The following is a 13705-nucleotide window of genomic DNA, read 5'->3' on the forward strand; positions in this document are numbered from 1 at the left end:
GTGCCTCCCCCGAAGAGGCGCGGACGGCGCCCCGGCGAACGCGCAGGCCACCGGCCCCGCGCCCACCCGGCCCCGCGCCCACCCGGCCCCGCCCTGCCCGGCACCGGCGCCTGCCCAGCCCCGGCGGCGGTCCGGCGGCGGGCGGCGGGCGGCGGCGGTCAGTGCTCGACGGCCCTCAGGTCGAGGTCGCGCGGGGTGAGCAGCCAGACCGCCACCGCGCCGACCAGGATCAGCGCCGCCCCCGCCCCCGAGGTCAGCGCCAGCGAGTCGGTGAAGGCCGCCCTGGCCATTTCCACCAGCCGCGCCCCCTGCGCCCCCAGCTCGCCGGCCACGTCGAGGGCCCCGCCCAGCGACTCGCGCGCCGCCTGCGCGCCCGGCCCCGCGTAGTCCAGCCCGCCCCGGTAGACCGCGGCCGCCACGCTGCCCAGCACGGCCACGCCGAGCGCCGCGCCCACCTCGTAGCTGGTCTCCTCGATGGCTGCCGCGCTCCCGGACTTCTCCGGCGGAGAACCTGCCATGATCACGGCCGAGGCGATGGCCAGCGCGCCGTTGCCCGCGCCGATCAGCGCCAGCGCGCCCGCGACCGGCCAGTAGCCCAGCGGCTGCGGCGCCAGCCACAACACCAGGAACCCCAGGCCCGTCACCACGAGCCCGCCCGCCAGCACCACCCGGGCCCCGATGCGCTCGGCCAGTACGGGCGCGAGCGGCGAGGCGACGAGCGCGGCCAGCGCGGCGGGCAGCAGCCGCACCCCCGTCTCCAGCGGCGCGTACCCCTGGACGAGCTGCATCCACTGCGCGAGCAGCAGCAGCACGGCCGCCATCGCGATCGACGTGCTCAGCGCCGTCACCACACCCGCCGAGAACGGCGGGCTGCGGAACAGCTTGATCTCCAGCAGCGGATCGGGCCGCCGCGCGCACCGCACCACGAACCAGCTCAGCGCGACCACCGCGACCACGGCGGCGGCCAGCGCGGCGGGCGAGGTCAGGCCGTCCTTGCCGAACGTCTTGACCGCGTAGAGCAGCGCCGTCATGCCCGCCATCGACAACACGGTCCCCAGCGCGTCCCAGCGGCCCGGCTTGGGGTTGCGCGACTCCGGCAGCAGGAACAGCCCGGCGGCGACGGCCGCCACCATGACGGGCACGTTCACCAGGAACGCCGACTGCCAGGGGAAGTGCTCCAGTAGGAATCCGGCCAGGATCGGGCCGAGCGCTGCGCCCATCGCCGCCATCGCCGACCAGACGCCGAGCGCCCTGGCCCGCTCGCCCGGATCGGTGAACAGGTTCCGGATCATGGACAGCGTGGACGGCATGATCATCGCCCCGCCCACCCCCAGCAATGCCCGTACGGCGATCACGTCGGCCGCCGAGTCGGCCAGCAACACCGCCGTCGAGGCCAGCCCGAACACGCCGAACCCGGTCAGCAGCATGCGCTTGCGCCCCCACCGGTCGCCCAGCGCGCTCGCCGTCACCAGCAGCCCGGACAACACCAGCGAGTACGCGTCCACCATCCACAGCAGCTCGACCGAGGTCGGCCGCAGGTCCTCGGAGATCGCGGGCAGGGCGACGTTGAGCACGGTCATGTCCATGACCACGAGCAGCACGCTGGCCGACAACACGGCCAGGCCCGCCCACCGCCTGCGCGCGGAGACGCCGGTGACCGCCATCACGACCGCCCCCCGCCCTCGACACCGGCCCCGGCCCCGGTGCTGACACCGGTCCCGGTCCCGGTCAGGAACGTCTCGCGCAGCAGCCGGGGCACCTCGCGGCGGGCGACGTCGCCGCGTCGCAGGCTCTCCCTGACGGCCACGAGCAGGCCGTAGACCGTGTTGTTGATCCAGCGCGCGGGCAGGTCGGCGCGCAGCAGGCCGGCCCGCTGGGCGGCGGCGTACAGCGCGATCTCGTGCTCCTCCAGCTCGTCCGAACGCCGCAGCAGCTCCGGGTGAACGGCCATCGCGTAGTCGGTGAGGCCGAAGCCGTACTCGTCGGCCACGTCGACCAGCCCGTCCAGCAGGGTGTCGAGGGCCCGTCCGATCACGCGCGGGTCGGCCGAGGCGGCGGCGGCCGTCACGCCCGCGCGCACCTGGACCTGGTGCCACTGGTCGTGCGCGCGGTGGCCGAGCGCCGTCATCAGCTCCTCGCGGCTGCTGAACTGCCGGTGGAGCGTGGCCCTGCTGATCCCCACCGCCTCGGCGAGCTGGGCCATGGAGGCGGCCGGATGCTCGTTGAGGTGCTGGATCGCCGCGGTCATGATCTGCTCCCGGCTCACCGTCATGAGACAACTCCGTCTATTCTGCGACATTTACGTCTCAAATGTTACACCCCGGCCCGAGGGCAGTACGCTCTGGCCCGCATGGGATGGCGACGAAGCCGCAGGTGGCGCTAGGGTGCGAGCTGTGTCGATCGGTGACGCGCGCACGCGCATCCTGGACGCGGCCGAGGAGCTGTTCGCGGGCAGTGGCTACGAGGCCACGCCGACCGCGGTGATCGCCAGGCTCGCGCAGGTCCCCAAGGGGCTGATCTTCCACTACTTCCCGCGGAAGATCGACGTACTGGTCGCTCTGGTCGACGAACGCACCCTGGTCGAGGAGGGGCGCGAGGTCGACGCCGTGCCCGGCGACCCGGCGGGCACCCTCGCCCGGCTGGCGCGCGGGCTGCCGCTGCGGGCCTCACCGGCGATGCGCCGCATCCTGTTCCGCGAGGCCGACACGCACGGCTCGGTCAAGGAACGGCTCGGCAGGCTCAACGGCGAGCTGATCAGGCGGGCCAGGTTCGCGCTGGAACTGGCGCTGCCCGGCGCCCGCGGCGACGCCGCCCGGCTGGAGGTGGCCGCGGCCACGTTCGCCGCCGTGCTGCTCTACCAGGAGAACCTCTGCCAGCTAACCGGTCACCAGATCGACCCCGACGCCGTCGCAGAACTCATCGCCCACGCCCTCGGCTAGCAGCTCGTCGAGGGCGTCGCGCAGGTGCCCGAGCAGGGACCACACGTCCTCCAGCCGCTCGGGGCAGGCCACGATGCCGAAGTCGAGCATGCCGTCGTAGGAGAAACAGGTGATGTTCACCCCGCCGGACACGTCGGTCAGCACCGACAGCGGGTAGTAGGCCAGCACCCTGGCGCCGCACATGTACAGCGGGAACTGCGGGCCCGGCACGTTGCTGATGATCAGGTTGATCGGCGGGAACACCGACCCGGCCAGCCGGAAGATCGCCGGGGTGGCCAGGCTCGTGACCGGCGCGGGCAGCAGCGAGCACAACTCGCCGAGCCAGCTCGCCGGCGCGACGGCGAAGCGCCGCTTGGCCCTGCTCATGGTCTCGCCGACCGCCCGCAGCCGTTCCCTGGCGTCGGCCACGTTCGTCGGTACGGGCGCCACCATGGCCGAGATCTGGTTGCCGACCACGTCCTTGGCCCGGCCCGTACGCACCGCCACGGGCACCCCGACCACCAGCGGCTCCTCCGGCAGCGCGTCCCGTTCCTCCAGCCAGGACCGCAGCGCCGAGGCGCACAGCGTCATCACCACGTCGTTGACGCTGACGTCGCCGGCCTTGGAGATCTTCTTGACCTCCTTCAGCGGCACCGACCCGAACGAGAGATCCCGCCGCGCGCTGATCGGCCCGTTGAACGGCGTACGCGGCGCGGTCAGCCCCGGCAGCTCCGGCAGCTCGGGCCGCCGCTGCTGGTCGCCCGTCACGAGCCGGGCCGCCCTGGCGATCATCTTCGCGCCGGGCAGCGCGCCGGCCAGCGGGATCGCGTCGAGGTCGCCCGCGGCCCTGATCGCCGACCGGGCGGCCAGCACCGGATGGGCGACCGACCGTACGGCGGCGCCGGCCAGCATCTCCACCAGGCCGGGCGCGTCCTGCGCGGGCGGCGCCGGGCGCGGACCCCGCTCCCGGGCCCCCTCTGGGCTCAGGTCGAGCAGGGTCGCCAGGGTCTCCGCGCCCGACACGCCGTCGATGGCCGCGTGGTGCACCTTCGTGTAGACCGCGACCCGGTCGCCGGCCAGCCCCGTGATCAGGTGCATCTCCCACAGCGGGCGGGACCGGTCGAGCCTGCGCTCGTGGATCGCGGCCACCGCCCCGGCCAGCGCCTCGTCGTCGCCGGGCGCCGGCAGCGCCGTCTCGAACAGGTGGTTGGCGAGGTCGAAGGCCGGATCGGCACTCCAGTAGGGACGGTCGAGCCCGAACGGCACCTCGGTCAGGCGCAGGCTCAGCGCGGGGGAGAGGTGGACGCGGTCGAGCAGCAGCTCGGCCAGCGCGTCCCGGTGCACAGTGCCGCCGGAGGAGTCGAGGATCGCCAGCCCGGCCACGTGGGCCGCGGTGGTCTCGGACTCCAGGTGGAGGAACTGGGCGTCCAACGGGCTCAGCTGGCGCATCGTGCTCTCCCCTTTCCGTCGTGCGGCAAGCCTCGCACGATGTCATTTCCGTAACGTTTCCGCGAAAGTCTTTCAGATGAAATCCACAGCTACGGACCACGTTTCGGTGAATGTCCAGCTCAGCCGGGATCGGTGACAGTTACCTATCCGTTGACCACCTCGACCGGATGCCGGACGACCGCGTCGAAGGAGTAGCCGAAGGGGTGCTTGGGCGTGCGAAGGGGCTGTGTGGCGCCGGTCTCGTCGGTGGCCCTGGCCATCAGCACGGCGGGCCCGGTGTGCCGCGGCGCCCATTGGACGTGCCAGGGCAACCAGGCCCCGACCAGGTGCGGGCCGTGGTGTTCGGCCAGGTGCCAGGTGGCCCCGCCGTCGAAGCTGACCTCGACCTTGACGATCCGGCCGCGTCCCGACCACGACCGGCCGCGCAACACGTGCGGGCCCGGCCGGCCGCGCCAGGCGTGCGGGCCGCGGATCGGCAGCCGGGCGTCCCAGGGCAGTTCGAACGCGCTCTTGACCGGCTGCGCCGCGACGTCCCGGTAGAAGACGGTGTTCCACGGCGTGAACATCCTGCTGGTCGACACCTCGATGTCGCCCAGCCATTTGATGGACGCGATCCCCACCCACCCCGGCACCACCAGCCGGACCGGGAACCCGTGGTCGGGCGGCAGCGGGCGGCCGTTCATCCCGTAGGCCACGAGCACGTCGTCCACGGCCTTGGCGACCGGCAGCGGGCGGCGGACGTGGCCGTAGTGCTCGAAGGGCGCGTCGAGGCCGGTCGGCAGCACGTCCACGGCCTCGGGGCGCAGCCCGGCCTCCTTGAGCAGGTGGCGCAGCGGCACGCCGCGCCACCTGGCCACGCCGACGGCTCCGAGTCCCCACTGGGCGCCGGGCGCGGGGTCGCCCTGCTGGGTGCCGTAGAAGCCGCGGCCGTTGCCCGCGCACTCGATCGCCACGTCGTGGGTGCGCGAGGGCATCGACAGCAGCTCGTCGTAGGTGAAGGCACGCGGCCGCAGCAGCCCGGCGCCGTGCAGGTGCAGCTGCCAGGTGGCGGCGTCGATCAGCGGGGTGGCGGTGTGGTTCCTGACGAAGAAGCGGTCGTTCGGGGTGTGGTAGCCGACCCCGGACATCGCCTCCCATCGCATCTCGGCGTTGCCGTCGTGCACCCGGAACAGGTGGTCGGGCAGCGGCTTGACGATCGTCGCCGTGACTTGCTTCATGGGAGCCACCTCCGCAAGACGTATTTCCTACCTGGAAACCATTTAATCTCCTCGCGCTGTCTTCGCGTGCGCGTCCTTGCCGAATCCCGTCCCGATCGTGGGACCGTTCCAGCCATACCGGGACTTACCCAGTGGCACGGGTGCGGCAACCGTCACATGCGTACAAGGGTGGCGAAGGGCTCACCAGCGTTGAGGCGGGTGATCAGGTCGAGCAGGCCGGCGCGCCCGCCGTGCCCGTCCAGCCAGCGGCTCACCTGGCAGGCGGATCGGGCGTACGTGGCGGGGTCGGCGCTCGCGGCCCGCAGCCACTCCTCCAACGTCACCGGCAAGGGCTGCCCGGACGGCGCCACCAGGCAACGGTCGGGCGCGGACGCGGGAGCGGGCTGCGGGGTCAGGTAACGCGGATCGTCGGCGACCACCACGGCCAGCCCCTCGTCGAACCACTGCGGGACGGCGGCGGCGGACGTCAGCCTGGCGTGCAGCTCGACATGGGACATCTCATGGGAGGCGATCACCGGGTCGAGGCCGCGCGGCGAGAGCATCACCGACCGGTTGAGCACCGCGACGCCGCGTTCCCGGCCGCCGCCGATGCGCCGGTAGCAGCTCTCGGTCAGGCAGACGAGCAGGTCGGGGGAACTGAGGCGGGTGCCGTAGAAGCCGGTGACGCGGCGGGCGGCCTGGTCGGCCACCTCGCGGGCCCGTCCGTGCTGGGCTTCGGTCAGGCCGTCCTCGACGTGCAGGCCGGGTCGCAGCTCGGTCAGGCCGTAGCAGCCGGGGCAGGTGGTGGCGGCGAGCGAGGGATAGGCCAGGGCGACCCCGCCGACGGTCGCGGCCAGCACCGCGACCAGGGCGACGAGCAGGATCTTCCACCACCTGCGCCCTCTGCGGGCGCTCCTCCGCCGTGGCGCGGATCCGGTGGCACGGGTGCCGTCTCCGCCCGCTGGGAAGTCGGCGTTCTGGTCGGCGGGCGGGGGCGTGATCTCGTCCATCGCCGTCCAAGCTAGCGAAGCCGCGACCTGGCCGCGCATGTATGGAGGAATGGGGACGGGCGGGCGCAAGCGGGCGCCTTCTGAGCGATGCGGCAAATGTGATGATTTGTGATGAAAAGTCCGGATTTAAGGGTAGGGATTCCGGTGGACGCCCGTCCCGCGGAAGGGGAACCCTGTCCTGGGTGCTCGCCGTCGTTCCCGCGTCGAGCACGATGGATCCCCCGCCGAGGCTCGGGTGCGGCCCGCGCTGGGTGCGGGCCGCACCCGACTCACACCCCAAGCCCGTGTGCGGTCAGCGGCCGAGGAAGGTGAGCAGGCGGTCCAGGGGCCAGGTGTTGATGACGTCGTCGCCGGTCAGCCAGGCCCGCTGGGCGATTCCGACCCCGAACCGCTGGTTGGCCAGGTGGGGGATCGCGTGCGAGTCGCTGTCGATGGAGAACTTCACCCCGTGGTGCTTGGCCAGCCGCACCAGGTCGGCCGGCAGGTCGGAGCGGTCAGGGTAGGAGTCGATCTCCATCGCCGTGCCGGTACGGGCGGCGGCGCGGAAGACGGCGTCCCAGTCGGCGTCGACCGACGGCCGCTTGCCGATCTTCCGGGTCGTCGGATGGCCGATAATGTCGACGTACGGGTTGTCGCACGCGGCGATGAACCGGCGGGTCATCTCATCCCGTGACATCCCGAAATGGGAGTGGACCGAGGCCACGCACACGTCGAACTCGCGCAGGACCTCGCCCGGCCAGTCGACCGAGCCGTCGGGCCCGATGTTGAGCTCCGACCCGTGCAGGATGCGCATGGTCGGGTACTTCTTCTGCAGCTCGGCCACCCGCCCGCGCTGCTCCAGCGCCTTGTCCAGCGTCATGCGCTGCATGGCCAGGTCGGGTGCGTGGTCGGTGACCGCGTAGTAGGCGTAGCCGCGCGCGTGACCGGCGGCCACCATGTCCTCCAGCGAGGCGATGCCGTCGGTCAGGTCGGTGTGGGTGTGCAGGTCGCCCTTGAGGTCGGCCAGCTCCACCAGCACGGGCAGCTCCCCGCGCAGCGCCGCCTTGATCTCACCGCCGTCCTCGCGCATCGGCGGCGGCACGAACTGCATGCCGAGCGCCTCGTAGATGTCCTCTTCCGACTCCGCGGCGATCACCCGCTCGCCCTCGAACAGGCCGTACTCGGACAACTTCCAGCCCTTCTTCACCGCCATCTCCCTGATGGCCACGTTGTGCTCCTTGGAGCCGGTGAAGTACTGCATCGCCGCGCCCCACGACCCGGCGGGGATCAGGCGCAGGTCGACCTGTACGCCCGAGGTCGTGCGGATCGAGGTCTTCTTGTCGCCCGCGGCGATCACGTCGGCGACGTAGGGCTGGGCGCGGAAGTCGGCCATGATCGACTCGGGCGCCACCGCCAGGATGTCGATGTCGCCGATCGTGTCCTTCATCCGCCGCAGCGACCCCGCGTACGCGATGCGCTCGGCCTTGAGCGAGCCGATGACCTGCTCGGCCAGGGACATGGCGACGCCGATGTGCACCCGCCGGCCCGCCTGCTCAAGCTGCTCGATGCCCTTGAGCAGGTTGGCCAGGGTCTTCGGGCCGAGACCCTTGACGCCGTCGAGCCGGCCGGAGGTGATGGCCTCGCCCAGCGCCACCGTGGAGTCGATGCCGTAGTCCTCGAACAACATGATCGCCGTCTTCGGCCCCAGCGTGGGCACCCGGGTCAGCCGCCGGACACCCTCGGGCACCCGGCCCCGCAGGTCGTCGAGCTGCCGGAAGCTGCCGCGCTGGAGGAACTCCTCCATCTTCTTGGCGATGGCCTCGCCTACCCCGGGGACGCCGCGCACGTCGACCTCCGAGATGTCCTCGGGGAACCCGGCGATCGCCTTGGCCGCCTTCTGGTAGCTCCGCACCCGGAAGGCGTCGCCGCCGCTTAGCGCGAACAGCTCCGCGTATTCCTGCAGCGCCGCCGCCGCCTCCTCATTAGCCCGCATGCCCCCTACCTTAGGATCTCCGGCCGACAATCCCGGAGATCACGCCCGGTGATCAGGACTTGACCTCACGCGGCCGGTACGGCTCCGCCAGGAACTCCAGCTCCTTGTCCGACAACCTCACGTCCAAGGCCGCCACCGCGTCGTCCACGTGCCGGTCCTTGGTGGCCCCGACGATCGGCGCCGTCACCCCCGGCTGGTGGAGCAGCCAGGCCAGGGCGACCTGGGCCGCCGGCAGCTCCCGGTCGGCGGCGAGCTGCGCGACCCGGTCGAGGATCCGCCGGTCGTTGTCGGGGTCGTACAGGTGGTCGATGCGCTGGTCGGAGCCGGTCCTGGCGGTCGTCGCGGACGCCGAGCCCGCCCTGGCCAGCACACCGCGCGCGAGCGGGCTCCACGGGAGCACGCCCACGCCCTGGTCGGCGCAGAGGGGCAACATCTCGCGCTCCTCCTCGCGGTAGATCAGGTTGTAGTGGTTCTGCATCGAGACGAACCTCGTCCAGCCGTTGGCCTCGGCGACGTACTGGGCCTTGGAGAACTGCCAGGCCCACATGGTGGAGGCGCCGATGTAGCGGGCGCGGCCCGACCTGACGACCTCGTCCAGCGCCTCCATGGTCTCCTCGATGGGGGTCTCGTCGTCCCACCGGTGGATCTGGTACAAGTCCACATAGTCGGTGCCGAGCCGTTCGAGCGAGGCGTCGATCGCGGAGAGGATGTGCTTGCGCGACAGGCCCCGGTCGTTGGCTCCCCGGCCCATCGGGAAGTAGACCTTGGTGGCCAGCACGTAGTCCTCACGGCGGGGGAAGATCCGGCGCAGCACGCTGCCGGTGACGACCTCGCTGTGACCCTGGCTGTAGATGTCGGCGGTGTCGAAGAACGTCACCCCGGCGTCGGCGGCCCGCCGGACGATCGGCTCGGCCTGTTCCTCCGGCAGGGCCCATTCCTGGCGTGCCGGGTCGCCGTAGCTCATCATTCCCAAACAGATGCGAGAAACTTTCAGTCCTGTGGTGCCAAGTCGCATGTAGTCCATACCGCAACCTTATGACTTGAATGCACTGGTTAACCCGATGTAGGGGCGGGCAGTCAGCGTGTCCGGAAGCGGCCTCGGGCTTTACACGAGGCGGCCTCATCAGGTCGATTTGGAGGAACGAGACAACGGTGAGCGCACTTGCCACGCGTAGGATCCCGTCACGACAACCGCATACCGGGGGTGAGGTGGACGCCGCATACCGTGGTCTTGCGCCTCGATTACGTTCCAAAATGCATGTTCTGGCATCGCCCTTTTGGGCCGGGGGGCTCGGCCTGGTGGCCGGGGGCGTGGGGCTGGCCGTGCCGGTGCAGGCCGGGCTGGCCAGGTCCGGGCTGGTGATCGAGGGGTCGGTGGCGCTGGCCGTCCTGCTCACGCTGCACGGCAAGTTCGTCATGGAGGCGCCCTCGCGCCGCGCCGGCTCGTGGTGGCTGGTGGCCGTCCAGGCGTGGCTCACGTACGTGCCGCTGGCGGTTTTCGGGCCTGCCTGGACCCCGGTGTGCGGGTTGCTGGTGGGCGCCCTGCTCGTGGTCGCGGCGCGGATCAGGTCGGTCGTGCTGGTGGTGCTGGCCTTGTCGTGCGGGCCGGTTCTGCTGGCCGCGCCGCAGTCGTGGCAGGTCGAGCCCGCGTGGGCCGTGGTCAGCCCGCTGGTCGGCGTCGTGGAGTTCGCGTTGCTGAGCCTGCTGACCCGGGTGCGCCGGCTGGCGGGGGCCCGTACCGACGTCATGCGGCAGGCGGTGGCGCTGGAGCGCCGCCGCTTCACCCGCGACCTGCACGACCTGGTCGGGCACCGGCTGACCGTCCTGACGCTGAAGGCGCAGCTCATCCAGCGGCTGGTGGCGGAGGGGGACGAGAAGGCCCGGCAGGAGGTCACCGAGACGCTGGAGCTCCTGCGTACCCTGTCGGCCGACGTCCGGGCGGTCGCGCACGGCCGCCCGCGCACGTCCTCGCTGGCCGCCGAGCTGAGTTCGGCGCGGGCGCTGCTGGAGTCGGCGCGGGTGCGCTGCCAGATCAAGGTGTCCTGTCGAGACCTGCGTCCCGATGTGGAGGAGGCCCTCACGCACGCGCTGCGCGAGGGGGTGACGAACGTGTTGCGGCACGCCGAGGCCGGACAGTGCTGGATCCAGCTGATGGAACGCGACAACCTGGTCCGCCTGTCGATCAGGAACGACGGCGTACGTCCGCCGCGCCGCCCGGGGGACGCCGGCCACGGCCTGCTCAACCTGGCCGAACGGGTGTCGGCGCTGGGTGGCTGGCTGGAGGCGTCCACGTCACGCGGCGGAGAATTCGCTTTCAGTGTTTATGCCCCACGTGTGTAATTACGTTTTGTGAAAAACACATCAAGGCCCATTTCATAGCCATATATGGCTAATGTTGAGTGTTACTAGTCCGACCGGCGGCGGGTGCGGCAGGCTCTAACCACACCGCCTCGGAGGGCCGCGCCAAATGGACAAGTACGAGCTCTACTGCCTTGTGGACCAGTGTTTCTACGACACTCCCGACCACAGCACGGCGGCGGACGCCGACTTCGCCCTGGTGCGCCGGCCCGCCCCCGACGGCTGGGCGCACGAGCTCAGTGACACCTGGGCCTACTACATGCCCACCCGGGAGGCGCCCCTGCCGCCCCAGGGCTGGAAGATCCACGTGTCGGCCCGGATCGAGGACGCCGAGAAGGCCGTCCAGACCGTGTGGGACTACTGCGTGCCCCGCGGGGTCGCCTTCAAGTTCCTGCGCGGCCCGGCCGTGCTCGTCATGGTCAACTCCAAGGCCGCCTCACGGGCGTCGAGCGGCAAGCTCATCACCGTCTACCCGCGGGACGAGGGGCAGCTCGAACTCGTGCTCAAGGAACTCGGCGAGCTGCTGCGCGGGGTGGAGGGGCCGTACATCCTGAGCGACCTGCGCTACGGCGAGGGGCCGATGTTCGTCAGGTACGGCGGGTTCGCCGACCGGCACTGCCTGTCCCCGTCCGGGGAGCGGGTGCTGGCCGTCGAGGACGGCGACGGCACGCTGGTCCCCGACGTGCGCGGCTCGACGTTCTCGGTGCCGGCCTGGACGACGCTGCCCGGGTTCCTCGAACCCCACCTGGCCGCGCGCAACGCGGTTACCATGGACGGGCTGCCGTACCGGATCGAGAGCGTGCTGCACTTCTCCAACGGCGGCGGCGTCTACCTGGCCCGCGACACCCGTACGGAGGAGCGGGTGGTGCTCAAGGAGGCCAGGCCGCACGCCGGGCTGGACGCGGCCGGCCGCGACGCGGTCGCCAGGCTCGAACACGAGCGCGACATGCTGCGCCGCCTGGCCGGCCTGCCCGCCGCCCCCGCGCTGCTCGACTACTTCACCCTCGGCGGGCACCACTTCCTCGTCCAGGAGTTCGTGGACGGCACCCCGCTCCAGCGGCGGCTGGTGCGCCGCTTCCCGCTGACCCGGGCCACGTGCGACGAGCAGGACCTCGCCGACTACACCACCTGGGCCACGACGACCCTGGAGAGCGTCGAGCGGGCCGTCGAGTCGCTGCACGGACGCGGTGTCGTCTTCGGCGACCTGCACCCCGACAACATCCTGCTCACCCAGGACGACCGGGTCGTGCTCATCGACTACGAGGTCGCCACCGTCGCCGCGGACCGGGCCAGGGCCGCGCTGGCCCACCCCGCCTTCGCCGCGCCGCGCGACCGCCACGGCGTCGAGGTCGACAGGTACGCGCTGGCCTGCCTGCGCTTCGCCCTGTTCGCCCCGCAGTGCACGATCATGTTGCCGATCCACCGGCCGAAGATCGTCCAGCTGGCGCGGATCGTCAAGGAGACCTTCCCCGTCCCCGGCGCCTTCATGGACACCGCCGCCGCGACCATCGCGGGTGATCAGGCCGTGGAGACCCCCGTGCCGCAGCCGGGGACGGCCACCTGGGCCGAACTGCGGGAGGCGATGTGCCGGGCCATCCGGGCCGCCGCGACCCCCGCCCGCGACGACCGCCTCTTCCCCGGCGACGTCGCCCAGTTCAAGCCCGGCGGCGGTCTCAACGTCGCGACCGGCGCGGCCGGCGTGCTGCTCGCCCTGTCGGCCACCGGCCTCGGCCCCTTCCCGGAGTACGAGAACTGGCTGCGCGAGCGCGCCCCGCGCCCGGCCCAGGGCTCCGGGCTCGGCCTGTACGACGGCCTGCACGGCATCGCCCACGTGCTCGACCGCCTCGGCCACCGCCAGGACGCGCTCGACGTCGTCGAGGTCGCCCTGCGCGAGCAATGGGAGCGCCTGGAGTCGGCCCTGTTCTCCGGCCTGTCCGGCATCGGCCTGAACCTCCTGCGGCTCGGCCGCACCGAGCCCTCCCTGACCGGGCCCGCCATGCGCGCCGTGGACATCTGCGCCGACCGCCTCGGCGGCCCGGACGACGTGCCCACGATCAGCGGCGGCAGCAACCCCAGAGCCGGCCTCATGTACGGCTCGTCCGGGCCCGCCCTGCTCTTCCTGCACGCCTACGAGCACACCGGCGACCGGGCGCTGCTCGACCTGGCCGGGACCGCGCTCCGGCAGGACCTGCGGCGCTGCCGCGCCTCGGAGGACGGCTCGCTCCAGGTCGACCAGGGCTGGCGGCTGCTGCCCTACCTGGACGAGGGCTCCGCCGGCATCGCCATGGTCCTGCGGCGCTACCTCACCCACAGGCCCGACGAGGAACTGGCCGCCGCGCTGGACCGGCTCACGCTGGCCGCCCGCGCCGGGTTCTTCGTCCAGCCCGGGCTGTTCACCGGGCGCGCGGGCCTCATCGCGGCACTCGCCGGCGAACCGGCGGCCCGCGATCTGATCAAGGGGCTGAGCTGGCACGCCCTGCCGTACGGCGGCGGGCTGGCCTTCCCCGGCGACGGGCTCCTGCGCCTGTCCATGGATTTCGCGACAGGGACGGCCGGCGTGCTGTTCGCGCTCGGCGCGGTGCTGGGCGACCAGCCGGCGCGCCTGCCGTTCCTGGAGGCCGCACCCGAGCGGCCTACGCCTGATCATTCACGGAAGGAGGTGTAAAGCACATGGTTCTTCTCGACCTGCAGGGTCTGGAGGCTCCCGCGGCCAGCGACGTGGCCAGCGGCGGCAGCACGCTCACGGCTCTTACGTGTCACTCGGGCCACCCGAGCAACCTCAGTGTCGCTCTCTGCCACTGA

The 13705-nt window shown here is 71.9% G+C and carries 11 protein-coding genes; 4 read left to right on the forward strand and 7 right to left on the reverse strand.

The features are described from left to right. Window positions 1-158: 158 nt before the first annotated feature. Entirely contained in the window at window positions 159-1664 is a 1506-nt protein-coding gene (locus IEZ27_RS06495) for an MFS transporter (RefSeq protein WP_189646521.1), read from the reverse strand. Beyond that, window positions 1664-2272, reverse strand: coding sequence for a TetR/AcrR family transcriptional regulator (locus tag IEZ27_RS06500; protein ID WP_189646356.1), 609 nt, complete (start codon window positions 2270-2272; stop codon window positions 1664-1666). The genes IEZ27_RS06495 and IEZ27_RS06500 overlap by 1 nt, the downstream gene beginning before the upstream one ends. A gap of 121 nt (window positions 2273-2393) precedes the next feature. On the opposite strand from IEZ27_RS06500, the gene IEZ27_RS06505 reads away from it, so the two are divergent. Next, window positions 2394-2939 carry a TetR/AcrR family transcriptional regulator gene (locus IEZ27_RS06505; RefSeq protein WP_229823483.1) on the forward strand — a complete coding sequence of 182 codons (546 nt, stop codon included), beginning with the start codon at window positions 2394-2396 and terminating at the stop codon, window positions 2937-2939. On the opposite strand, the gene IEZ27_RS06510 is transcribed toward IEZ27_RS06505, so the two are convergent. The 5 genes from IEZ27_RS06510 to IEZ27_RS06530 form a co-directional block, all read right to left on the reverse strand. Continuing rightward, entirely contained in the window at window positions 2877-4367 is a 1491-nt protein-coding gene (locus IEZ27_RS06510) for a WS/DGAT/MGAT family O-acyltransferase (RefSeq protein ID WP_189646358.1), read from the reverse strand. The two genes, IEZ27_RS06505 and IEZ27_RS06510, sit on opposite strands and share 63 nt — an antisense overlap. A 143-nt stretch (window positions 4368-4510) precedes the next feature. Continuing rightward, complete coding sequence (locus IEZ27_RS06515) at window positions 4511-5584, reverse strand: sulfite oxidase (RefSeq protein WP_189646359.1); 1074 nt, start codon at window positions 5582-5584, stop codon at window positions 4511-4513. A gap of 152 nt (window positions 5585-5736) precedes the next feature. Continuing rightward, window positions 5737-6573: a hypothetical protein gene (locus IEZ27_RS06520; protein WP_189646360.1), complete on the reverse strand. Its 837-nt coding sequence runs from the start codon at window positions 6571-6573 to the stop codon at window positions 5737-5739. 292 nt (window positions 6574-6865) lie between these two features. Then, a complete protein-coding gene (gene polX / locus IEZ27_RS06525; protein ID WP_189646361.1) occupies window positions 6866-8545 on the reverse strand; it encodes a DNA polymerase/3'-5' exonuclease PolX in 1680 nt (559 codons plus the stop codon). A gap of 52 nt (window positions 8546-8597) precedes the next feature. Further along, a complete protein-coding gene (locus IEZ27_RS06530) occupies window positions 8598-9569 on the reverse strand; it encodes an aldo/keto reductase (protein ID WP_189646362.1) in 972 nt (323 codons plus the stop codon). Window positions 9570-9799: 230 nt separating this feature from the next. On the opposite strand from IEZ27_RS06530, the gene IEZ27_RS06535 reads away from it, so the two are divergent. The 3 genes from IEZ27_RS06535 (at window position 9800) to IEZ27_RS06545 (ending at window position 13705) form a co-directional block, all read left to right on the forward strand. After that, window positions 9800-10885 carry a sensor histidine kinase gene (locus tag IEZ27_RS06535; RefSeq protein WP_189646363.1) on the forward strand — a complete coding sequence of 362 codons (1086 nt, stop codon included), beginning with the start codon at window positions 9800-9802 and terminating at the stop codon, window positions 10883-10885. A gap of 127 nt (window positions 10886-11012) precedes the next feature. After that, window positions 11013-13568: a class III lanthionine synthetase LanKC gene (gene lanKC, locus IEZ27_RS06540; RefSeq protein WP_189646364.1), complete on the forward strand. Its 2556-nt coding sequence runs from the start codon at window positions 11013-11015 to the stop codon at window positions 13566-13568. A gap of 5 nt (window positions 13569-13573) precedes the next feature. Next, window positions 13574-13705: a SapB/AmfS family lanthipeptide gene (locus tag IEZ27_RS06545; protein ID WP_125635288.1), complete on the forward strand. Its 132-nt coding sequence runs from the start codon at window positions 13574-13576 to the stop codon at window positions 13703-13705.

Source organism: Nonomuraea spiralis (assembly GCF_014648435.1).
In the GTDB taxonomy this organism is placed as follows: Bacteria; Actinomycetota; Actinomycetes; order Streptosporangiales; family Streptosporangiaceae; genus Nonomuraea; species Nonomuraea spiralis.

Bases quoted from the DNA above. Each gene is read 5' to 3' on its own strand.
- IEZ27_RS06495 (WP_189646521.1), bottom strand. From the start codon at position 1,664: ATGGCGGTCACCGGCGTCTCCGCGCGCAGGCGGTGGGCGGGCCTGGCC.
- IEZ27_RS06500 (WP_189646356.1), bottom strand. From the start codon at position 2,272: ATGACGGTGAGCCGGGAGCAGATCATGACCGCGGCGATCCAGCACCTC.
- IEZ27_RS06510 (WP_189646358.1), bottom strand. From the start codon at position 4,367: ATGCGCCAGCTGAGCCCGTTGGACGCCCAGTTCCTCCACCTGGAGTCC.
- IEZ27_RS06515 (WP_189646359.1), bottom strand. From the start codon at position 5,584: ATGAAGCAAGTCACGGCGACGATCGTCAAGCCGCTGCCCGACCACCTG.
- IEZ27_RS06520 (WP_189646360.1), bottom strand. From the start codon at position 6,573: ATGGACGAGATCACGCCCCCGCCCGCCGACCAGAACGCCGACTTCCCA.
- polX (WP_189646361.1), bottom strand. From the start codon at position 8,545: ATGCGGGCTAATGAGGAGGCGGCGGCGGCGCTGCAGGAATACGCGGAG.
- IEZ27_RS06530 (WP_189646362.1), bottom strand. From the start codon at position 9,569: ATGGACTACATGCGACTTGGCACCACAGGACTGAAAGTTTCTCGCATC.
- IEZ27_RS06535 (WP_189646363.1), top strand. From the start codon at position 9,800: ATGCATGTTCTGGCATCGCCCTTTTGGGCCGGGGGGCTCGGCCTGGTG.
- lanKC (WP_189646364.1), top strand. From the start codon at position 11,013: ATGGACAAGTACGAGCTCTACTGCCTTGTGGACCAGTGTTTCTACGAC.
- IEZ27_RS06545 (WP_125635288.1), top strand. From the start codon at position 13,574: ATGGTTCTTCTCGACCTGCAGGGTCTGGAGGCTCCCGCGGCCAGCGAC.